Source organism: Pandoraea pnomenusa (assembly GCF_040391475.1).
Classification (GTDB): Bacteria; Pseudomonadota; Gammaproteobacteria; order Burkholderiales; family Burkholderiaceae; genus Pandoraea; species Pandoraea pnomenusa_C.
Genome location: NZ_JBEBXS010000002.1, coordinates 277,658 through 299,278 on the forward strand (window position 1 = coordinate 277,658; position 21,621 = coordinate 299,278).

At 58.0% G+C, this 21,621-nt stretch carries 16 protein-coding genes; 6 read left to right on the top strand and 10 right to left on the bottom strand.

Features of this window, described 5'->3' with window-relative positions; translation table 11 throughout:
* Positions 1–9: 9 nt before the first annotated feature.
* Both ABWO90_RS03860 and ABWO90_RS03865 read right to left on the bottom strand, forming a co-directional pair.
* Entirely contained in the window at positions 10–1,242 is a 1,233-nt protein-coding gene (locus tag ABWO90_RS03860; protein ID WP_353189874.1) for a glycosyltransferase, read from the bottom strand.
* Between the two features lie 37 nt (positions 1,243–1,279).
* Positions 1,280–2,194, bottom strand: coding sequence for a LysR family transcriptional regulator (locus tag ABWO90_RS03865; protein ID WP_353189875.1), 915 nt, complete (start codon positions 2,192–2,194; stop codon positions 1,280–1,282).
* Between the two features lie 156 nt (positions 2,195–2,350).
* Here ABWO90_RS03865 and ABWO90_RS03870 point away from each other — a divergent pair, with 156 nt between their 5' ends.
* Positions 2,351–3,595: an MFS transporter gene (locus ABWO90_RS03870; protein WP_353189938.1), complete on the top strand. Its 1,245-nt coding sequence runs from the start codon at positions 2,351–2,353 to the stop codon at positions 3,593–3,595.
* A 44-nt stretch (positions 3,596–3,639) separates the two neighbouring features.
* Here the strand turns inward: ABWO90_RS03870 and ABWO90_RS03875 are convergent, their stop codons facing one another.
* A complete protein-coding gene (locus tag ABWO90_RS03875; RefSeq protein WP_353189876.1) occupies positions 3,640–4,542 on the bottom strand; it encodes an AraC family transcriptional regulator in 903 nt (300 codons plus the stop codon).
* Between the two features lie 191 nt (positions 4,543–4,733).
* On the opposite strand from ABWO90_RS03875, the gene ABWO90_RS03880 reads away from it, so the two are divergent.
* Positions 4,734–5,639 (top strand): NmrA family NAD(P)-binding protein, encoded by a 906-nt coding sequence (locus tag ABWO90_RS03880; protein WP_353189877.1) that lies wholly within the window; start codon positions 4,734–4,736, stop codon positions 5,637–5,639.
* 421 nt (positions 5,640–6,060) lie between these two features.
* On the top strand, positions 6,061–8,232 hold the full coding sequence (locus ABWO90_RS03885) for a hypothetical protein (protein ID WP_353189878.1): 2,172 nt from the start codon (positions 6,061–6,063) through the stop codon (positions 8,230–8,232).
* A gap of 667 nt (positions 8,233–8,899) precedes the next feature.
* On the opposite strand, the gene ABWO90_RS03890 is transcribed toward ABWO90_RS03885, so the two are convergent.
* From ABWO90_RS03890 to ABWO90_RS03900, 3 genes are read right to left on the bottom strand one after another with little or no spacing between them, the layout of a single operon-like run.
* Positions 8,900–10,222, bottom strand: a complete 1,323-nt coding sequence (locus tag ABWO90_RS03890) for a TniB family NTP-binding protein (protein ID WP_353189879.1) — start codon at positions 10,220–10,222, stop codon at positions 8,900–8,902.
* Positions 10,219–12,252: a TnsB C-terminal domain-containing protein gene (locus tag ABWO90_RS03895; RefSeq protein ID WP_353189880.1), complete on the bottom strand. Its 2,034-nt coding sequence runs from the start codon at positions 12,250–12,252 to the stop codon at positions 10,219–10,221. Before ABWO90_RS03895 ends, ABWO90_RS03890 begins: the two co-directional genes overlap by 4 nt.
* Entirely contained in the window at positions 12,246–13,262 is a 1,017-nt protein-coding gene (locus ABWO90_RS03900; RefSeq protein WP_353189881.1) for a PDDEXK family nuclease, read from the bottom strand. The genes ABWO90_RS03895 and ABWO90_RS03900 overlap by 7 nt, the downstream gene beginning before the upstream one ends.
* Before the next feature lie 801 nt (positions 13,263–14,063).
* Here ABWO90_RS03900 and ABWO90_RS03905 point away from each other — a divergent pair.
* Entirely contained in the window at positions 14,064–14,858 is a 795-nt protein-coding gene (locus ABWO90_RS03905) for a TniQ family protein (protein WP_353189939.1), read from the top strand.
* 6 nt (positions 14,859–14,864) lie between these two features.
* Positions 14,865–16,343, top strand: a complete 1,479-nt coding sequence (locus ABWO90_RS03910) for a TnsD family Tn7-like transposition protein (protein ID WP_353189882.1) — start codon at positions 14,865–14,867, stop codon at positions 16,341–16,343.
* A gap of 365 nt (positions 16,344–16,708) precedes the next feature.
* On the opposite strand, the gene ABWO90_RS03915 is transcribed toward ABWO90_RS03910, so the two are convergent.
* Complete coding sequence (locus tag ABWO90_RS03915; RefSeq protein ID WP_353189883.1) at positions 16,709–16,939, bottom strand: helix-turn-helix domain-containing protein; 231 nt, start codon at positions 16,937–16,939, stop codon at positions 16,709–16,711.
* Between the two features lie 478 nt (positions 16,940–17,417).
* Between ABWO90_RS03915 and ABWO90_RS03920 the strand changes: the two genes are divergently transcribed.
* Positions 17,418–17,669 (top strand): hypothetical protein, encoded by a 252-nt coding sequence (locus tag ABWO90_RS03920; protein ID WP_353189884.1) that lies wholly within the window; start codon positions 17,418–17,420, stop codon positions 17,667–17,669.
* 120 nt (positions 17,670–17,789) lie between these two features.
* Here the strand turns inward: ABWO90_RS03920 and ABWO90_RS03925 are convergent, their stop codons facing one another.
* Genes ABWO90_RS03925 through ABWO90_RS03935 form a run of 3 tightly spaced genes read right to left on the bottom strand, consistent with a single transcriptional unit; the run spans position 17,790 to position 21,224 of the window.
* Positions 17,790–19,850, bottom strand: a complete 2,061-nt coding sequence (locus tag ABWO90_RS03925) for an AAA family ATPase (RefSeq protein WP_353189885.1) — start codon at positions 19,848–19,850, stop codon at positions 17,790–17,792.
* Between the two features lies 1 nt (position 19,851).
* The gene (locus tag ABWO90_RS03930) at positions 19,852–20,292 is read right to left on the bottom strand and encodes a hypothetical protein (protein WP_353189886.1); all 441 of its coding nucleotides are present in this window, start codon (positions 20,290–20,292) and stop codon (positions 19,852–19,854) included.
* Positions 20,292–21,224: a hypothetical protein gene (locus ABWO90_RS03935; protein ID WP_353189887.1), complete on the bottom strand. Its 933-nt coding sequence runs from the start codon at positions 21,222–21,224 to the stop codon at positions 20,292–20,294. The genes ABWO90_RS03930 and ABWO90_RS03935 overlap by 1 nt, the downstream gene beginning before the upstream one ends.
* Positions 21,225–21,621 lie beyond the last annotated feature (397 nt).

Below are 21,621 nucleotides of genomic sequence, written 5' to 3' on the forward strand. Positions count from 1 at the left end.
CGTCGCGCGTCACGCCTTCATGAGTGCGTCGATGGCAGCGAGTGCGTTGCCCAATCCGTTTTCGGCGCGCATGGCCGCGCCGAGTTCGCTTGCGCGCGATGTTGTCGATGCGCGTTCGGCGAACGCGATGCCGGCTGCCAGATCCGGCGCCCGAAGTTTGCGCCCGTTCAGGGGCGCACCGGCCACGCCCGCGCGCCGGAGACGATCGGCCCAGAACGGCTGATCGCCGGCAAAGGGCATCACGACCGAGGGCACGCCTGCCCGACACGCGGAATGCGACGTCCCTGAGCCGCCGTGATGCACCACGAGCGACACGCGCGGGAACAGCCAGTCGTGCGGCGTGTCGCCGATGACGTGAAAATTCGACGGCAGCGTCGAGGTGTCGGCCCGGCTCCAGCCCGGGAAGAACACCACACGTCGCCCGTCGACTGCCGAGATCATCTTTGCGAGCAATGCCTCCGAGGCGAGTCCCGTCATGCTGCCGAAACCGATGTAGATGGGCGCCTCGCCAGCGTCGAGAAATTGCGTGAGCGATTTCGGCGGCGTCCACTGCGCGGAGGGGGCAATCCATTGCCCGCAGATTCGCGCATTCGCGGGCCAATCCTTCGGTTGCGGCACGAGGCTCGGCGAGATCCCGTAAAGCATGGCGTGCTCCGTCCACAACGCCTTGCGTGGCGGCAGACCGCATACGCTGGCACGCGCCGCGTTCGTCTGTCGACGGAAGGCTCGCCACAACATCTGGTTCACGAATTGCTGACTCGCGCGATTGAGGCATCGGGGCACCCGATTCGGCGGCAGGAACGGGGACGCGAATTCCGCAGTCGGCGAGATCGGGATGAGCCCCGTTCCAATGCACCGGATACCGAGATGCTCGGCCGCCGAGAGTCCGACGAAAGCCGCAAGACCCGACACGAGGATGGCGTCGCAGTCTTGCGCGGTCTCGACGATTTCACGCAGCCACGCCTGTGCGTGCGTGTTGGCGATATGGGCCAGTGCGCTCGCCATGCTGGAGAATCCGCGCCCGTCGTTGACCACACCGGAGATCGCCAGGTCGGGTTGCAGCGTGCCGCGAATGTCGCCGGACAGTGGCACGGTAGCGACACCAAGCTCGTTCGCCGCGCCGAGCGTCGCCCGATCGGCGAGCAGACAGGCGTCATGCCCGGCATCCATCAAGGCCCGGCAGAGCATGGCCAGCGGCCGGGTGTCGCCTTCGGTTCCATACGTTGCGACGGCAAATCTCATGATGTCTTCTTCGCGTCGTCAGAGTGGGGCCGCTTCGTCATCGGGGCGTATCGGCGGTGTCGTTCTTCAGCTCGTCGATCAGCGCGTCGCGCATCAAAGCGACGGGCTGCGCAAGTCGCTTCGGCAGCGCGCCATGCACGAGCCACACGTTCAGCCGGCTCTTGAAATCGGTGACGTCGAGCACTTGCAACGACTTGCGATACGGACTGCGCGCGAGCACTTCGGGGGCGGCGAGACCCACCCCCATGCCCCGGGCGACGAGCGATAGCTGCAACTCCGATCCGAAGGCTTCGACGGCGACGTTGAACGGCAGACCGGCGGCAGCCACCGCACGGCTCAGCGCCGAACGCATGCCGCAGCCGTCCTGATTGAGCACCCACGGGTGGCCGGACAACTCGGCCAACGTCGTCGGCGCTTTGGGCAACTTGAAGGCGCGAGGGGCGACGACCACCGTCGGCTTGTGAGCCAGCAGCGTGGCTTGCATGCCTTCGGGCAGCGGCACATGTTCGGGCAGCAACACGACGGCCGCATCGACCTTGGCGCGCTCGAGACTCTGAAGCAATCCCGGTGACCATCCGGCGGTCACGCGTAGCGTGAGCTTCGGGAAGGCGCTGCGCAGGCGGTCGACAGGTTGCGCCAGCGCAAGCTCCGAGAGAAACGGTGGCACGCCGATCTTGAATTCACCGGTCGGCTCGTTGTCGGGCGAGGCGAGCGCCATCAGATCGTCGACGGCACGCAACACGTTGCGCGCGAGCGCGTACACCTCATTGCCCGCCGCTGTCGGCTTGAGCGGTTTGCTCTGCCGGTCGAGCAGTTCCATGCCCAACATCTTCTCGAGGTTCTGCACCCGACGGGTCAAACCCGGCTGCGTCAGAAACAGTTTTTCCGACGCCTGGACCATCGATTCGCTTTCGACCACCGCCACGAAAGCCTGCAAGTCATGTGTGTTCAAAACAAACTCGCATAATAAATATGAACATAATTCAATTGTGGCATAACGTGTGCGTTCCTACAATCAGCTGCACCGTCACTTGCAGGAACCAACAACATGTCTGAAGCGTCTCCCGTCTGTCCGCAAAATCTCTCGGCTACGGCCGACACTGCGGCCATGGCGTCTCCCCCATCGACTGTCACCGACACGACCGATACCTTGACCGGTCCGCTGACGGTCTTCTTCGCGGCCACCGTTGGCGTGATCGTCGTGAACCTGTCCGCGGCGCAGCCGTTGACGGGCCCGGTCAGTCAGGCACTGCACCTGCCGGCCGAACTCTCGGGTCTCATCGCCATGCTGCCGCAGCTGGGCTATGCGTTTGGCCTGTTGCTGCTCGTGCCGCTGTGCGATCTGCTTGAGAATCGACGGCTGATCGTCAGAACCCTGGCCTGCTGCGCGGCATTCCTGGGTCTTGCCGCGTTGGCGCATTCGGGCTGGGTATTTCTGGCGTCCGTGTTTCTGGCAGGCGCGACATCGAGTGTCATCCAGATGCTTGTGCCAATGGCGGCGTCGATGGCGCCAGAGCGTCGGCGTGGCCGTGCCGTCGGCAACGTCATGAGCGGCTTGATGCTAGGCATCCTGCTCTCGCGCCCCCTGGCGAGTCTGGTCGCCGGTGCCTTCGGGTGGCGCGCCTTTTATGGCATTGAAGCGTTGGCCGACGCGCTGATCGCCGCCGTCCTGTACTTCCGTCTGCCGAATCGCACGCCACAAACCGGTGCTCGATATCCGGCACTGTTGGGCTCGCTCTGGACGCTGCTTTGCACGGAGCCGGTCTTGCGGCGTCGTGCCACGCAGGCCGCGCTGTCGCTCGGCGTGTTCAGTGCGTTCTGGACGGCTATTGCGCTGCGGCTCGCGCAGCCACCGTTTTCGCTCGGCATGCAAGGCGTTGCCGTCTTCGCGCTGGCTGGGGCGTCCGGCGCGATCGTGACGCCACTCGCCGGGTATCTCGGCGATCGGGGCGCGAGTCGCATCACGCAGGTCGTGGCGCATCTCGTCATGATTGCCGCCGTGCTCCTGCTCGGTGCTGCGGGCGCCGGCTGGGGCGGGTTCTCGCCCGAAGCGCATCCCATGTTCGCGCTCGCGCTGCTGGTGGCAGGGGCGGCGGCGCTCGATGCCGGCGTTATCACCGATCAGACGCTCGGGCGTCGCGCAATCAATCTGATCAATCCGGCAGCGCGCGGCCGTCTGAATGCACTCTTCGTCGGTATCTTCTTTGTGGGCGGGGCGATCGGGGCCATGTTGTCCGGCGCGGCGTGGGCTTGGGCCGGGTGGAGCGGGGTATGTGTCGTCGCGCTGGTCTTCGCGGCGGCTCTGTGGGTGTGCGGCTGGTGGGATCGTGATCGTCAGGCACGCGGACGATGAGGGCAGGGGGCGTGTACGACGTGTGCCGATCCGCGCCCCTGTCGTCAACCGTCGAGTCGCTCGCGAGGCAGCGCGATGGCACGCAGCATCTCGCGCGGGGTGACGCCAAGCTCTCGCTTCATCCACGACGCCATGTGACTCTGATGCGCGAAGCCGACGTCGAGCGCAATCTGACTGGCGCTGAGTTCGCCGCGCAGCAGCAGGGTTTTCGCACGTTCGAGGCGACGCAGCACGACGTAGCGGTGCACCGGCATGGCCATCGTCTCGCGAAACAGCACCTTGAAATGCGGCACGCTCAGATCGACCAGGGCGGCAAGCTCACTCAGTGACAAACGTGCGTCGAGATGCGACTCGATGTAGTCGACGACGCGTGCGGCGGCGCGGGCCGACAGCGTGCGGCGTTTGTTGTCGAAGGGTTCGGTGGCACTCGCGAGGCGCACGAGCATGGCCGTGCCGAGGCTCTCGGCGTAGAGCGGATCGGAGGCTTCCTCCGCTTCGAGTTCGGCGAGCATCGCCCATGCCAGATGCTGGAAGCGGGCGTCTCGGAATTGAAAGCGCGGCTGAATCTGTGCGCGCGATGGCGGCAGGCCCAGCTGGTCATAGGTCCGGCGAACGAAGTCGTCGGCAAACGTAATGCTCAGGATCGTGCAGTCGGCGTCGTCCGACCATTCGCCCGGCATGCCTGCGGGAATGATGTCGGCGTCTACATGCGACTGAATGCGCGCGGCGCGCGGGCCGCCGCACCGGCAAAGCGCCTTGACGGGTTTGCCGACGTGAACCCCGACGCGATGGTGGCCAATGCCGGGAATGCTGTGCAAGCCGGCGGCCACGCGGAACATTTCCGCGCCAAAGCCGGACCATCCCAGCGACGCGCTCGACAAGAGCCGTTGTCGCTGGCCGGAGTGTGGCACCAGCACCGCACCCAATGCGTTCGTTGCCTGTTTCATCGCTGTCTCGGGAGTCGTCGACGTGATGACGCATTCTCCTGCATTTTGTCCGGGCGTGCCCGTCGTCGAGCGCGCCGAAGTCCGGGCCGCACGCAATTCGTCATCCAAATCCGCTGTAAATCCTCCGAACCTGCGCGTTTGCCTGCGGGAGCACTCATAGACTTGGGATTCGTCGGAGCAAGGAGTGAGTTATGTACGTCATCTTTGGGGCGTCCGGTCAGGTCGGGCGCGCAACGATTACCGCGCTTCGCGGCGCAGGGCACGCCGTGCGTGCCGTGGTGCGCGACGCGTCCAGGGCGGAGCGCCTTGTCCGTCTGGGATGCGATGTCGTGGTGGCGGATCTCGACGACGCGGCGTCGGTGACGCAGGCACTGAGGGGCGCTCACGCGGTGCAAGTGCTGTGTCCGTTGCGTTACAACGCCCCCGATCTGGCTGCCGCGATGCGCCGAACGGTCGAAGCGACCGCCAATGGGCTTCGCCATTACGGGGGGGTGCCTGTCGTCGTGTTGTCGGATTACGGTGCACAGATCGACGCGGGGGCGGGCTTCGCAACGTGTTTCCACCAACTGGAGGCCGCGTTCGTCGATGCAGTCCCCCACGTGACGCTCCTCCGTTCGGCACAGCACATGGAAAACTGGGTGCGGTTGGTGCCCGATGCGCTGGAGACCGGACGCCTGCCGAGCCTGCAGCATCCGCTCGACGCGCCGATGCCGATGGTGTCGGCCGCCGACGTTGGCGCGGTTTCCGCGGAACTGCTGACGGCGGGACTTGCGCGCGAGGGCCGGCGCCTGGTGAGTGTGGAAGGCCCGCGACGCTTCAGCGCGCTCGACGTCGCACAACGACTCGGCGATGTCGCGCAGCGTGAGATCTCGGCCTTTGCGTTGCCACGCGATGCTTGGGAGCCGACGTTGCGAAGCGCCGGACTCAGCGCGAGCCTGATACAGCTGGTTATCGAGACGAACGATGCGCAGAACGACGGGCGCATCGACGTCGAACCCGGTAGCGAAAGACGCTTCGGTACAACGGATTTGCGCGACGTACTGGCTGCGCTGGTGGCGCAGCGCGTGTCGTCGTCGCCGTCCCGAAAAATCTCATAGGAGTGCGCGATGCACACGTGCCCCCTCGCAAGTCCCGGGCAGAAGCGCCTTGGTGCGCCTGCATCCCCTCGGCCCGTTTCGCATGACTCGTTGGCCTGGACGCTGTACGTCAGTCTGGAAGTGCTGGCCCATGGGCTGCGCTGGCATGGACTCTTGCAATTGCTGAGCGCAATTCCCGACAGTAATGAGGATTTCATCCTTTTCTAGTCCGAACGACGTGACGTAGGGCATTCGCCTTCAAACGCTTGACTCATCGCCTTCGGTGCGCCTGTCATTCGTTCGGCATCCGTCGAATGGATGAATGTCTTTTTTCGACAGTCGTCTACGCTGAATGACAATGGCCCGATGTCGTCTCGACATGACGGTCTTGCCTCAGGGTATCGACAGCCGGTAGGCCGACAAAGCGAAAGAGGACGACATCGTGAGGGCAAGGATTCGTGCGTTTCTGGCCGTCCTGATGGCCAGCGTCATGGTGCTGCTCCCGGCGGTCGGCAGCTCATCGTGCTTTCTCGTATGCGGCAGTAATCCGGTAACGAACCCTGTCGGCACGGCACTGGGCTACTTCACGCAGCCGTCGATCGACAACCTCGACAGCACCCTCGATGCGCGCGGAAAGGATCTCATTGCCCTGGCAGGAAAGGAACTCGATCGGGTACTTCAGGCGCGCATGGGCGATCTCGACAAATGGTCGAAGCTGACCATTGCCGACGCCAGCGCCCAGATCAAACTGGCCGCAAACGACGCGGAAAACAATCTCGACGACAAGCTGAACCAGCGAATCGCGCAGGTGCAGAGCGCCTTCTACGACCAGCAAGGGGTCTTTCGTCGCAACCTCTACTATTCGATTGCCCTGTTGCAGAAGTCGTTATTGCTGGTGGTGGGTGTCGCTGCGCTGTTGGCGACCGGCGTGGTGGCGGGGATCCATTATTTCGGCAGGAAGCGGGGTGTCGCTGTCGATCTGAAGCGTATGGCGATCGTTGTTGGCGGCATTCTCGCGGTGCTGGTCATCGCTATCGAGGCGGGCGGCTGGTATCTGCGGTGGAGCACGTTGAAGTCCGAGCGCGACGAGTTGAGCAAGGCGCTTTCCCCGGACGTTCGCGACTTCGATCTCGCGGCGTTCCGCGCCCAGCAGATCGCGATGCTGGTGCCGGCGGGGGCAAAGGACGAGCGCAATGCCCGGCGCGAGGAGCAAAAGTACGAGCTGATCCAGACGTTCTTCAACCAGCAACACCTGTTGAGGGGAAAAGATCAGCAGCGCGATTTCATTGCCCGGTTGCAAGCTGCCATCCAGGCGCGATGGGAGAGCGAGAAGACCGTCGACCGGGACCTGATGGCCACGCTCGCCATGGCGGCGTTCAACAGTGGCTACCGCACGCGGCAGGACGAGTTCATCGGCGCCCAATTGGCCGCCACGGCACTCACCGCGCATGGCGAATCGCCGCTGTGGGCGTCGACCTTCGAAAAGCCGGCCAAGGCGATTGTCGCGCGCTATCTGGAGCGCCCGTTGAGCGACGACGAGCTGGCGACGCTTTTCCCCGAGAACGCGAAAAACTTCCTGTTGGAGATTCCTTCGGCGCGCGTATTCACCGTTGCCGACAGTCGGCGCCTCGTGGGCGACGGTGCCGACACCTTCGCGACGCAGGTACGCGCGCATGTGCTGAAGACTCAGGCCCTCTATTTTCAGGTGGTGGCGTGGAATGGCGCGACACCCGGCACGGGCACCGGGCCGCGGCCGGGGCAGCAGAAGGTGATCGACGACATTAACGCCAACGAGGCGGAGTGGGCCGGTATTCTGGCATCGAAGACGGCCGATGCCGCGTCGATGACCGAGAAGGTCAAGTTGCTGAACCTGCCTTTCGCGGTGTTCGCCCGGTTGGCCGACTATCGTGATGCCCTGAGTGCAAATGCCATCAACTCGGCCGACATGCCGATTGCCGCGTGTCGACCAGCCACACCTCGTGTGCCGCGCGATGCGTTGCGAAGCCCGCAGACGCGCAGCATCGATTGGCGTCTTGCCGAGCCTCGCAATGCCGCAAACGTGAGCGCCACGGTCGTGAAGGTGCTGGCAAGCGACGGTTCCCTGTCCGAGTTGAGCGTGTTCGCCATGCGCCGCGGCGAGGAGGCGACGGTGACGTCGGGGGCGGAAGCGCTCTACAAGGCCGAGCGTGAGTTCATGTGGGCGCATCGGGCGCCGGGGCATGTGGATGTCGATTGCGACCTTCTCGCGGCGGATTACACGTGTCCGAAGCGGAAGGAAGTACGGCACGTTCCGACGGGGATCGGTGGTTTTCCGTGGGGCGGTGGTGGCGCCATCGCTGCCATTTCCGTGGATGTGGATGTCCCTGAGTGCCTACCGGACCAAGCCAGGATCGTCAGCACACAAAACCTCGTCGACGATCATCTGCGATCGTTCATCGAAAGCAGCGCGCGCATGGGGCTTGTCGCCTGCAAGGACGCGTCCTGCGCGCAGCCCCGGGACTATCTGCCGGCCTTTCGCGTCCTGCAAATGCGCTATCCGAACCTGACGTTCAAGGACGGCGCACCTTCGCTGTATCAGACCTATGCCTCGGCCCAATGGGTCGGCACTTTCTGAGGGATACGCCAATGAAGCGTCAATTCAGCGTATTGGTACTGACCGTCGCGACGTTGTCTCTCGGCGGCTGCTGGCCCTTCGATGATCCGGACGACAATCCTTGCGTTCAGAAGGGACAGGTCTGTTGTGTGGTCGATACCGGGCCGACCACGAATGTCCAGATGTGCAAGCCAACGGCAGAGGCTTGCCTTGCCGAGCGCCCCGCGACGGCCGTGGGGCCCTACCCACGCCCGCATACCGACAGGTCGACCAACATGTGTAAGTAGCGTGCGGCGTCGAGCCCGGTGCATTGAAAATAAACAATTAAGGCTGTCCATTGGATGATTCCTATCTTGTTGATTTTTAATGATTTTTCTGGGGTGGGGAATCGAGCTTAAACCTGTCCAACGCTCTTCTGAGGCTACTTTTACGCTAAGAATTGGCGTGTAAAGTTGTTCACCCTAGCGTAATCAATGACTTACGACGTACATCCACGATTCAAATGCGGGCGTCACGAACTATCGGCGGCGAGGATTTTCACAGCGTAAAGCTGTCCGCTTCGGGACGGACGAGGTGTCGAGTTCACCGCTTGAGCTCGGAGCGACAAGCTCAAGGTATAGCCGGCGTTCACTGGAACTGTGGAGCCGGCTAGAGGAATGCACCAACGTCGTGCATACCCGCGCGAGTACTAGAGATTGTCATTCAACCAGTCAAGGTTGTCTAAAAGCGACCGAGCCCTATCCGTGCCGGCAGGCTCCTTACTGCGCTTCAATGTTTTGACTTTTGCAGGGGCTTGCTGTTTTGGCCCATTTTTAGCTTGAATCTTTTTATACGCCGTGCGTTCGCTCGGGGTGAGGGATGCCAATAGTGCATTCTCATCTGTTGCTTGTTGTCGTTTTCGCTCGAAGTGCTCTTGTGCGTCGACTACTGTCGCCTGCTGCAGCGGTGACGTTAGCCGGTTCCTTGTCCTCGTATCGAGAGACATCGAGTCTTCCACTTCTTCTCGGAAGGTCGCGTAGTCACGAGAGTTGTAGGCTGCCTTCAGAGCGGACAAGTCAACATTCGACTGCGACCGGATTGCAGTGGTCGCAGCAACTGATAGTAAATGTGTTGCGGCGCGATTCACCCCGCCCGTCAACTGATGTATCGCTTCTGCATCGCTCGCCGCGTCGAAGACAAAGATGTCTGGCGCCACACGCTTCCACCATTCAATTTGTGTGACCCAGTCTTTACTGTCAGGGAGTTCTGGCTTGAGTTCGACGTGATTCTTAAGCAGGCGATGCTTGTCCTCGTTGTTCCGGTTCTTTAGCTTTCGCACAAGACTGTCGTTCGCGATGAACGCCCAGGGCAGTCCTATGAAGTATATGGAAAGTAACATCTGCGTTACTCTCGAGTTCGCGGTGGGCGATTGGGATACGAACTGGAACTCGTCCAGACAGAGGAATGACACACCGTCGCGAAATGCCTGTTTCCTAAGCAGTTGCTCCAGGCGTTTCGAACTACCCGGGCCTTGGTGCCGTGTGAGTTGCAACAAGAGGTCCCGTGTGGAGCTGCAATTGCCCAAAGTCACTACGCGGTGGCTCTCCAGTGGGAATACAGTTCCGTCGGAACTCGTAACTGTGGTGACTTTTGGCATGAGGCGAGTGAACGCCGAAAGCGTCGCAGATTTGCCGACACCCGCCATTCCGTGCAGGCATTGAGGGGTGCTGTACTCCGGCAGTGGTGAATCGGGACTGTAGACACCTTCAATATGTCTCAGGGATGTTGGATACATAGCCTGGCAATGTGCATGCGCGTGCGTAATCCATGTAAGAAGCACATCGACGCACTGTGAGCTAGGGTAGTAAATCCGCTTGAACTCCGCCTCAATTGCTAATTTGGCCTGCTCCGGCGACATTTCCCTAACGCCAATGAGCGGGTTGGGCATCAGTGAGGCTCTCTCAGCAATCACGGTTGGATTGAGAAGAGGGCGGAACCGCTCTATCCACGGTGTTGACGGCGGGCTGTTCATGCCGATTTCTTCCGGGGCGGAGATAGAAGTTTTCTTGCTTCCTTGGTTTCCTGCGTACTCTTCTTTGCGGCACCCCGTCGACGTTCACCCGCAGTCCACCTCTGGCCCGTGCTTTGTTCGAAGAGCTCTATCCCCTCGGCTATTGCCGCGCTTCGATGCTCTGATGCTAAGGAGTTTACTTGTGCACGTGCTTCCTTCCATTGCTCCAACTCCGCTATTGAGACGAACAGCAGAGATTCATCGTCGCGAGTTTTCAGCATGGCATCCAGGAGGATGATTGTGTGGTCAACTTCGACCCAGATATGCCGAAGACATAGGTCGAGCATGTAGCCTTTCAAGACAACTTGGCCTTGAGAACTCCGCGCGATTGTGTCGAGTAGCCCGGTTTCGCGGAACGCCTGACTGTCATGTCTCCGGTCATTGAAGTACACGCCGTCCTTCTTCGCGACTACTGAAATCGGAGTAAGAAATGAGCGTACGGCTTCAGCGATACTTACCGGCAACGCGGAATTTCGCATTCTCTTGTCGTAATGTTCAAACATCGCAAGTGGGGTGGAAAGCACGTAAGCCAACTCTGGCGCAATCTCCATGCGGTCGGACATGTTCGCTTTGTTGTTATAGATAATTACCCTGGAGATTTCCTTTTTCGCGAGCTCGACCGGAGTGAGTTTGCTCAAAACGTGCGTGGGGGCGTCTTCAAACTTGACTTGCCGGGGGTGACTCGACTCGATTGTGGCTTTGGACTGGCCAGAGTACGCCGGGGTCATCCCGATAATTGCAGGCGGATTTTCAGAATTTGAGACCAAATCAAGCGTGGAGCCAGGGCCGCGGTCTCCTCTGATGTGGGGCGGGAGACCTTCGTTCGTCCACTTTCCGTCTTCCAACTCGATGCCGAAAAGCGCGCAGAAGAATTTCTTGGGAACAGCCATAGAAAAAAGTGCCATTCGATACGCGGCGGAGCTCTCATCGAACGAAAATCCGATGCCCGCCAGGAGCCCGGTGAGCACGTCGCGCCCCGTGACGACGCAGAGTGGTGGAAGAGGCTTGCCTTCGATGTAGCCTTTCGGAAGTTCGGCCGTGTAATGCCCGTCGAACTCGGTAATTTCGAACACGGTTGAGACCTCCTCGGTAAATCGACCTTTGGACGCGGCCTTGCGTCTGCGATATCTTGCTGGACCGATACGCTCCTCTTGAACGGTTTCCGGCGAAATGGCTTTCTCAACCCAGTACTTAAACTGATTAAAAGTGGGGAACGGCTTACCTTCAGACTGAACAAAGCGAAGGGGTTCTCCTTTGCGACCAACGCTTTTGCATTCGAAGACGTGAATCATCGTCTGCACGTAGATTTCCTGCATTGACAGCCCCGGTGCTTTATGGTTGAGGTACCCCTTCATGCAGGCTTCCACCATTTGCCGAGTTGCAGGGTAGCCAGAGTTCTTTCCCCTCGATTTTGATGGGGCACCTTGCTTGACCTCGGAGAAATCTTTCTCCCTCTTTCCTAATTTATGAAACGGTGGTAAGAGCGCCCATACGTTCCGCCCGTAGCAAAGGTAGGTAAGGAGCCAGAGACGGAAGCGAACGCGGTTTTGGCGGGGGGACGCCCGATTTGCAAACTGATTGATTGCGCGTTCCATGTCTGGTGCCGCGAATATGTCGGCTAAGTTTTCCAGGGCAGGAGCGATGTGGAGAAGCCTTGACTGCGCGTAGTCGATGTAGGAACGCTTGCTACTTTGTCGAAAGTCATTGAGTCGCATCATATTCACGTCCGACAGCTCCTTAAGCCACGGAGGCAAAACCTCGGCAGCGGTGGAGGCGACGTTGATGAGCTTGCGGTCAATACCATCCTCAAACTCGGTCCGGGGGAAGCGAATCAACGTGACCGTGGGCACCAATTGGCTGCCATTTCCCGAGGAAGTAGAAAATTGTGCTAGCACGACAAGAGGGCCGGCGTTCGCTGCGAACTTGTAAGTCATTCCCTTCGCGAGAGCTCCAAACCCTTCTTGTGCTGTTATGTCAGCGCCGATTAGCATGGCTTCTCCTCGAACCACCCTGCGTAGCGGGCGAGTACGTCCTCGGCTTCGGGACGCAGCGGCCGGTCAATCAGCACAGGCCGGAAGAGGTCGACTCTAAGCTTTCGTCGCCAAATGCTCTGGTAGAAGACGTTGCAATAGTCGTTCGTGGTCGTGCTTCCGTTCCCTCCCAAGCGAACGATGACTTCTAACGGAGTCATCCCCGTGTCGATGCATGTTCGAAATCGATGCAGCAAGTCAGTTTGCTGGTCCAGCGATAGGTTGACGGCACGGTTGTGCCACAGAAATAGAGTGCGTAAATTCCCGGTCACATGTGGGTCGATGGCCTCACCGGCCACGTGAACAGTCCTAATGCCGGCGTCTGCGTAGTAGATGGTTTCAAGCTCATGACGCAACTGTTCTTTGGCACTTGGCTGCGGACTCAACCGAGATAACCACCTGTCATCAAACGGTCGCTTGAAATCCTCCTCACGGCTCTTCACTGACCAGTTGACGCAGTAGATATGACCGTCTGCCGCCCTCACAGCCCACAACAGGTCGCCGAGGTAAGGAAAGATGAGTTCCCGCTTCCCGGTCTCGCACATTGGGTCGTCGCCCCAGACTTTGGGGAGAGCATCTAGGCAGTCGAGCCGCTGAGCGACCGCGACCATTCCTTGAAACGGCAGCAAGCCGCCAGCGATACATCCAGGAAAGTTTGTGAGCGGATGTTCCTTCGGGGCGGGAGACAGCATTCTCTGTTCCTGCAGTCCCACGACGCCGGGGTGATACAGACCAATGAGCGCAGCAGCTAGCTCAGGACTGGAGAGGAGATGTATGTATCGACCAGAAACCTTCCACGGGCCCAATTTAAATGCGTGAGACTTCGCCGGAGCCTCGCCTCGCTCTGCCTTGGTAGAGGGCTGATAGTCCTCTCCCCATGTTGGATTTTTCTGACGTCTGAATATTTGCTTGAGGCGAGCTATCGTCAATCCTTTGGATGTTCCCATCATGACCTCCGGGAGAAAGGCCATTTGACGGCGTTCGTAAATGTGGATGACATTTTCTTTCCTCCAAAGCTTGGTCGCGCAATTACCCCTCTGGAAACGCTTTCCAGAAAAATTGCGAAAAATGGCTTGACGCGCCCAGGCGAGTGGAGGAGACTGGAATTGCTAGGTACCAGTCTTCTGCGTTTCGCAGGCGAAGCCGGATGAGCCGCAAGGTGATTCCGGTTTTTCGTTTCTACATCCCACCCTCCATTAAGTGCCACGTTTCTCGCTTTCATATGAGCGAGATGCGTGAGATTTTCCGTTCGCTACGTACGTGATTCTCCCGAAGAGTGCCTTCTGGGATGGAGTCGCCGTGCGTGTTCTGAAATTTCTATAATCTTCCTGCTTCACTTCCTTGTGAAAAAATGCGCATACAATTGTGCATCTTTTTTTTAAAAAATTCCACGTAAACATCGGAATTATTTAATCGCATTTAAAGGTATATTAAAGTTAATTTATTTTAAAAGTTGGTAGTATACCAATTAATTCAAATATCGATTTTCATTTAAATTTTTTTGGGCTGATGTTATCGTCGCTCTGCTGGTTGTTGTGTTTCATTGGATTTCATTTGGAAAAGATGTTGGTTGATGGGTAACTGTGTAATGGGGAGGGGGTGTGCTGATTCTGCCCGCGATAGAGAATGACGAATACGCGTTGGGGTTTCTTGGTCGGATACGTGTGCTGAATCTTGTTGAGTTTCGTCGGCCAGGTGACCTGTCGCCACTTGTCCTCTGGACTGGTGATTTTTGCTCTAGATATCACGACGTTGTGGCCAGTCTCTTGGGAATGAGCTCGCATGCGTTTCGGCTTCACCACGCGCTCCCGGTCGCCCCAGGGTGGTCGTACTCGTCGAGAGAACCGGTTCTAGGTGCTGGCTTTCGTAACCAAATCGTACGATTCTGTTCTGCGTGTTTTAGGGAGCATCGGCGTGAGGTCGGCAGGCCGATTTGGCGTCGCGGTCATCAGTTGATTGGCGTTCACATATGTGCTGAGCACGATGTGCCGCTAATGACAGTTTCCGGATTCTGTCCTTCGCGCGTCCTGCCCGACCCTAAGAGCATGGAGGGGACTAGGGCGCGGTGTTTCTCGTCGAGTTCCGGCTTTGAGGCCGTTCGAAACTACGCGGCTGCGGCTGGATTTTTGGTGCAGGAGCTTGGAGGTGGGCGTGTATATCGGCATGCCTTGAATCGGCTTAAGTCAGTCTTTCAGCTTCGGGCCAGTGAAATGGGACTCGTTACGCAAGCCGAAGATTGTCCTGGAACGTATCTGAGTGACGTTGTGTTCGAGTGCCTTCCGGAGTCGTGGCTTGTTGATGAATTCGGCAAATCGTTAGTGAAGTCTCCAGGTGAGTACTTTTATCCGATTGACGACATTGCTAACGCCGGGCGATTCGATTCATATGTCGCAGGGCCATTGGCCTTGGCGCTAATGTTCCGCCGGGACGAATGGCGGAGTCTTCTGCTGCCACAAATCGAGGCCATAAGGGAGGATTTATGGGGTGCACCATGTGCTAATGCCGGTGCTGATGTGGCTGAGATTGAGCTCCACCGACGGCTGGTCCGAAGCCGGCCGGAGGGGTAAGGGACAATGGGTGAGTCGCTTTTTCAGAGTGGGCTGAGCGTTCCGGCTTACACCGATGAGTCGGTGTACAGTTGGTGCGCGCGGTTACATCGATTACACAGTGGACTAAGTGGCAGAACTCTCAGTCGTTTACTCAGCGGGCACTCGACAGCATGCTTGCGACACGATTTTCCGTTCCGATTGGGGAGTTTCCATCACTTCATGCAAAGCGACGCGACAGCCAGTCAGTTGCTGCATGAGCGAACCGTCTATGGCATTCACGCGCCTTTTTTGTCACTCGAAGCGGACCACGACATTCGTGATTCACTCATCGGTCCTCATGGTTCAAGCGCTCTGCGAAAACTAGGCCTTTCTCGCTCCGGCGTCCAGCCGCTTTACGCCCTCAAATTCTGTCCGCACTGCGCTGAGGTGCAAAAATCCGCATGCGGAACCCCTTGGTGGGTGACCGCGCAGCAGTTCCCATCCACATTCATTTGTGACATTCACCATGTCTGGTTGATGGTGCCAGCCACTTCGTCATCAAGGGGTGTCATGAACGACTTCTACCTGCCCAATATCGACGGTGCGCGCCCCTATTTCCTTTCGTCGCGACGCTCTCAGGCGTTTATCGCGCTTGCGAACTTGGGAAGGTGGACGCAGCAATTACGAGCCGAACAAGCCTCCAGTTACTCCGATGCCGGGTTGCGATGCACCTACCTCCTCGCAGCGAAGCAGCGTGGTTGGGTCGCATTAGACGGGAGTGTGCGTATGCAGTCCCTTAGCGACGGGTTTTCGGACCATTTCGGGGAGACGCTTGGGCGACTTGGGGGAGGGCTCACTGGCAATGTCGGTCCGACGTCGGCTGGATTTCTTCCCCTTTTGTTGCGACGCGTGCCGGGGCACCGACATCCGATGAAGCACCTAATGTTAATGAGCTTTCTGTTTGACAGCTTCGAGGCGTTTAGTGTGTTGCACTCGGAGGTCATAGGCTTGATGGCCGATGGCGGTGAGGAGGCGATAATCTCGAAACTTCGCGACGGTCAAAGAGCGTTGCACGACATGGTGGGACGCGGGAAGTCGGTTACCAGTTCCGCCCATAGTCTAGGCATACCTGTCACTCAAGCCACGCGTACGCTAGACAAATTGGGAGTGCAGGGTCGTGCTCGGCGCCAGCGAATTGTTGGTACGTCGCGCGAACGAGAACTGTGCAATTTACTTTTGTCGGGGCAGAGTCGCTCACAAATTGCGAAAGCAGTTGATGTCCGTCCAGCGTTTATCAAAGACTATCTCGCCGACCGGCCTTCTCTCAAAAGTCAATGGGCTGCTGCATACGAGAGACGCCAACGGGAACACTATCGCGAACGGCTCACTGAGGCTCTTGCGACGCATCCGGACCTACCCATTAAGTCCATTCGGATGCTTCCTGGAAACGGGTTTCAGTGGCTTTACAACCATGATAGGGATTGGCTGCGGGAGATTTTGCCTGCGCTGTGGAGGCGTGGGTGATTGCCCACTCAGGCAGGCATTGACACAATGTTGACTAGCATCTGCGGGATGCGGCCTTCGGCCCAGAAGCATTTGGAGCTTGGGGCACCAGCTCTTCGTCTGAGGACGCGCTGGGTGGTCCGCGCTAGCCCCGGTTTCCTTTCATAAGCACGCGTCAGTGCATCGCATTTCCGCGGACGTCGATGCGCGTTCGCTGAGAGTGTTTGCGACGATGGATGGTTCGTACCCGGCTTTGCTTCACGCGACGAATGCCATGAATAAAAATTTCGCGTGACTGTTGCGGAAGCAAGCATGCAGCCTTGCCGTTCTGGTTGGTGCCCTCCGAGCTGCGACAGGAAATGACTCCCAGTCAGACCTCGCATTCGTTATTCACGAACCAAGATTATTGGGTGCACACCGAGGCCGTCAGCTAATAACTGAATGTTATCCACCGTCACGTTGACTACTGCTCTCTCGAGTTGGCTGATGTAGGTGCGATGAAAGCCGCATAGCTCGCTAAGCGCCTCCTGGGAAATCCCCTGTGCCAAACGAAGTCGCCGACAGTTTTCTGCAATCAGGCGTCGGAGGTACGGGTCAAAGCTTTCTCTCTTGCTCATAGGGAGGAGGATGAATTCAATAGATATGCACGCCTGAGAATTATATATCTACAACTTATAAATCTACTGCCTATACATCTCGGTCTGGTGCTTTTATAATGCGATTAAGTGGTCGTGTATTCACGTGCCATGGGGCTATTGACAATGCCCCTCTTGGTTGGCCCCCCCTATTTTCGTAAGAGCTAACTCGACATTCCGCAGCGCGATGATTAAGTCAACTGAAGAACAGATTGCCGCACGCGAGCTTCACAGGACCGCGTTTCACGAAGCTGGTCATAAAATTGTCTATCAAAGTTTCGGCGGAGACGGTGACGCGATAGTGTGGAGAAATGAAGATAGGCAATCAGATGAAAGTGCTTGGCGAGGGCAGTTTCGTCCGCGGACCTGCCCAGAAGCTACGCGTCGGACTGCGCTAGCGTCCGGGGTTCCCGTCCCGGACCTGCCACATAACTGGCAGGCGTTGTATGGAATCGCTGGAATGGTGGCCGAGGAAATTTGGGACGACGACACCGTCGAGTACTTCACAATCGCCGAAACGATATCGTTCAGAATCTCGATGGGCGAGGCGTCTGCCTCGGACCTCGAGAGTATGGGCATCACTGACATCGAGAGCTTCGGACTTGATGACGAACTCGTCGAGGAAGCTACGCGGATTTTGAAAGATGGATGGCAGCTTGTGCGACAGGAAGTTGAGTACCTTCTCATTGAAGCTGAAACCGCCATCGAGTAGTTCCGTGCTATGCGACAAATGCATTTAGCTGCGGCAGCTCATCGTAGGAAGCTGCTGCAGCTATTCAGTGCACACGGACCGAGTCCCCCGCGCGTGGACACAGCCAGACCATCCGGGAGCCTACATTCCACCATCGTGCTCCATTGGGGCAATGAACTTCTCCGGCAATTCGATGAGATGAAACTGGCTGCCCCCAGTCACACGGTCAAACACAGCGACGCTTTCGTCGAATGATGCAGCAAGAATGCTTTGAAGCTGCTTCAGCCCGCTCATCAGGTTCACAAGTGCCTTCTGGCTCGTCTCGCTCATTGAATGCTGGCCTGGCTCGTCGAACATCAACACGCCTGGATGGTTACCCGCGTAGTCTCGCGTTGACGATGTTTGATAGACCGCCAGAAGGAACGCCCAGATAAGTCTGACAAAGTCACTTGCGGATGACTCTGATTTCACGTTTCGCTTTAACACTTCACGCAGTGTGATGTCACCCAATGCCGGGAGCAAGGTTCCTACATTGATTTGGACCTCTGGAATTTCGGCACTCGTATAGTTGAACGCCGATGCGTTCGCGCGAAAGTTCTTCTCGAGGATTGAAATTTTGACGCGGTCTTGCCTGCTGTATAGGTCGCTCGGAAACGTCGCACGCTCCGCTTCGGCACTGATGAGCTTATCCACCAGGTCATCTGCGCGCTCAAGGAAGGTCGACAAACGAGACTCCGCACCTTGTAGCGAGCGGACATCCTGCTCCAGAATTACCTGCCTCCGGACATCGGCTTCGAGCGTCGCGTCGGACTGGGAAATGTCCTTTCTCAAATTCACGACGTATGCTCGCTGCTGCGCTATCGCTCCCTCCAACGTTGAGATGTGGCCAGCGGACTGCTCACTCATGCTCTCCAAACCAGCAATTTGACCCTTGAGCATCCTCATCTGAGCTTCGAGGTAGTCGATGTTGTGCTGCAAGTCCATAGGTGTCACGCCCTCTGTGTGGGGGAGTAACGTGTTCTCGATGTCTGCGCCGCAGGTTGGACATTTTCCCTCTGCGGATTGAATTTGAAGGCTAGCTCCCAAGTCGTGGAGCTTTCGGGTCGTCTTGTTCTTGCGAAGGTCTGACTCAGCCTGCTGCAGAAGCTGACGGAACTCGCCTAGGGTGTTTTGTCGAAGACGCGCTTCGCTCGTCAATGTCTCGTAGCTAGCCATGAGGCTGTCCAGCTTGGCGGTCCGCTCGTTCAGCAAGTCAATAACATCTTGGGTGGCCGATACCGGCCCAGCTTTGCGACGATGCTCAATCGCCCACCACTGCTCCGCCTTATCCGAGACGGCTTTCGACACAGCAACCATCTCCGACTCGACCCTCACCCAAAGCGACACATCGCTCGACTTGAACGAGCCATGCAGGGTCTTTGGAATGCCCTGCGTGGAAACATCCACCACTCGCAAGGCCGCCTGTAACTCTGCAAAATAGTCCGCCCACCGAGCCTGCAGTTGATTGAGACGCTGCTCGTTGAGCGCCCGCTCCTCCTCGAGCTTAAAGTTGTCCAGACCCAAGAGGTACTGAACAACTCGGGTAGGTGCCCCCAAAATTTGATAAAACGGGATGTTTGCTATGTAGTCGGTCCAACCTCGCTTCTGTTCGATGAACAGCGCAGCTGCAACGACTTGCGGATAGAGCCGCGTGAGCCCACCGATTGAAGATTGCACACGCGGTAGTTGCATACCGAGAAACGTCTCAAGGTAGCGTAAGAAGCCGCTCTCGTACTTCGCGGCGCCGGGGTCATGCAGGAATAGCGGCGCTGGCTCACCGACAGCATCGCCTGGCTTGGTGAGCAATGCTCCGTCAAAGGCTTCGACGAGCTTGGTTTGCTTACTCTCGCTCCGGATAGGACGTCGGAAAGTGACGACCTTGCCGGAGTCGTTTTCAACTTCCACTAGCACGGCGGATTGGCTTATGACACGCGTCTTGCCGTCAAACTGGAAGCTGTCGCGTACGGCTGATGTCAGGGCTTTCTCACCCTTTACACCGACCAACTCCTCGAACCCGAGGCCATACATCAGCGTGTTAACCAGGGTACTTTTCCCCGATGAGTTACGCCCCTTGATGATGTTGAGCCCCGGCATAAAGGGGGTACGAAACCCGAAGGTCTCACCGTCGCTAATGATTCGAATTTCGATTCCACGGATGAGCATACTAGACCCACTTCTCCACGATATTGTCGACCATTTTTTCGGTGATTGACGTCCTGAGTCCACGTAAGTAGGAGGCGTCGGCGTCGTACAGTTTCTCCGTCAAAGCAAGTTCGCAGAGGTCGCTGCCCTTTCTCGTTAAAGCCACTGATTTTGCGGTTGCGACGATGAGCCCATCTGCGGCGGCGAGAGTCATTGCCTTCTGCACGGCGGGGTCCAGGCCCCACGCAGGAAAATCGATTTCCTGACTCTTTGCGGCGCTAACCAGCTTCTCCCTTCGTGCGTCATCTTTCAAGACCCAGTTGAACAACTGCAAGCGGACGAGGCTAGACTTTCTTCCACGCGACGCCAGCAACAATACAAGCAGCAGTTGCGTAATTTTGAAAAGCGGACGATGGTCCGGGAGTACGGTTGACGGGCGAACGTTGAACTCAAGAGTTGCCATTATTTAATTGGCTCCGAAAAGTCCAACTGACACACGGCAAGCCAACGCGCTACGACCAGGTCTGCGAGATTGCGAGCGTCGCTGAAGCTGACAATGCCGCCAAGCTCTTTCTCCAGACGATTGCCAAGTTCGGCCTTGACCGAATCCACCAGCTCATTGGGCTCGCCGGTCCAAAAATACTTGAGCTCCTGCATCTCGTCGGCATAAAGCCCAATGACTCGAATGACCTGAGCGAAGGCCTGAGGAGATGTTCGCTCTATCGTCGCCAAGTGCTGGTCGCAGCGTAGAAACTTGCCTTGAACGAGCTTGTTGAACTCCGACAAGTCAGATTCAAACGTCGGGCTGCCCTGTCGGGACTTGAAGCGCATTCGGTTCTTTCGAGCGATGAGCTTGTCATATTCCTCCGGCGCCTCCGGCAAGACTATCGACTTGTCCACCGCCGGCCCGAGCTGCAAAGCAGTCCCGGCGTTGCGCCTGCACTGCTCAAACTCGCTGGAAAAGTAGCCCGCGTCCAGCAGCGAAATATTGAAGCTTTCGGTGAGGATAGACAGTTCCCACTTGCGGGCGTCCCTCTCCTTCTTTCGCGCGTGCTTGTGAAGCTCGTTGTCGTTTATCGTTGGTGTCACAAAGAGCCAGTTATGAATCCTCGTGGACCCAATACGCTCAGCAATCTGCGCCGCATAAGACTTGAGCTTGCCAACGTCACGGGTAATCTTGTCTCGAATGGCGCCGTAGAGTTCATCCTGCGTGTAATGTCGCTCTGGACAATAGCACTGGAACGCGAGGCCGTCAGTCGTCCAACCTTCGATTCCATAGTCACCAGGTGACGCCGGCATACGCTGATAAGACGGTCCGTATTTCATCTTGAACGCAGACTGGCACAAGCGCTCCCAGCTTGTACCATCGAAAGTCCCGAAATCGGTTTGTATCATGAAGCCCCCAGTCCAAATGTACGGTCCAGACACAGCGCTTCTCGTATGGTCCTCGTCACCGCGAAAGCAAACGCTTCGGCGACGTTCTCCAAGGCATCAGCAAGATGGGACCTTACCGGACGGCCCGCAGATTCCGTATTACACGGAATCTGGAAAATGTGTCTGGTCGGACGTGGCGCGTTGCCGGCCATGCGACTCACGGCAACGACGCGGTTGCACGTTGCGAGCGCCTTCAGGACTTTCACGTGAAATTCCCCTCGAAATTTAATTCGTTGTTCTTCTTTATTTACGTCGATTCTAACAGCGCAGCAACACTACTGCGAACAACCGAAATTGACGCATCTTGAAATTCGGAAATGCGAAAGAAGGCGTTAACGAACGTCATTTCACAGCTAGG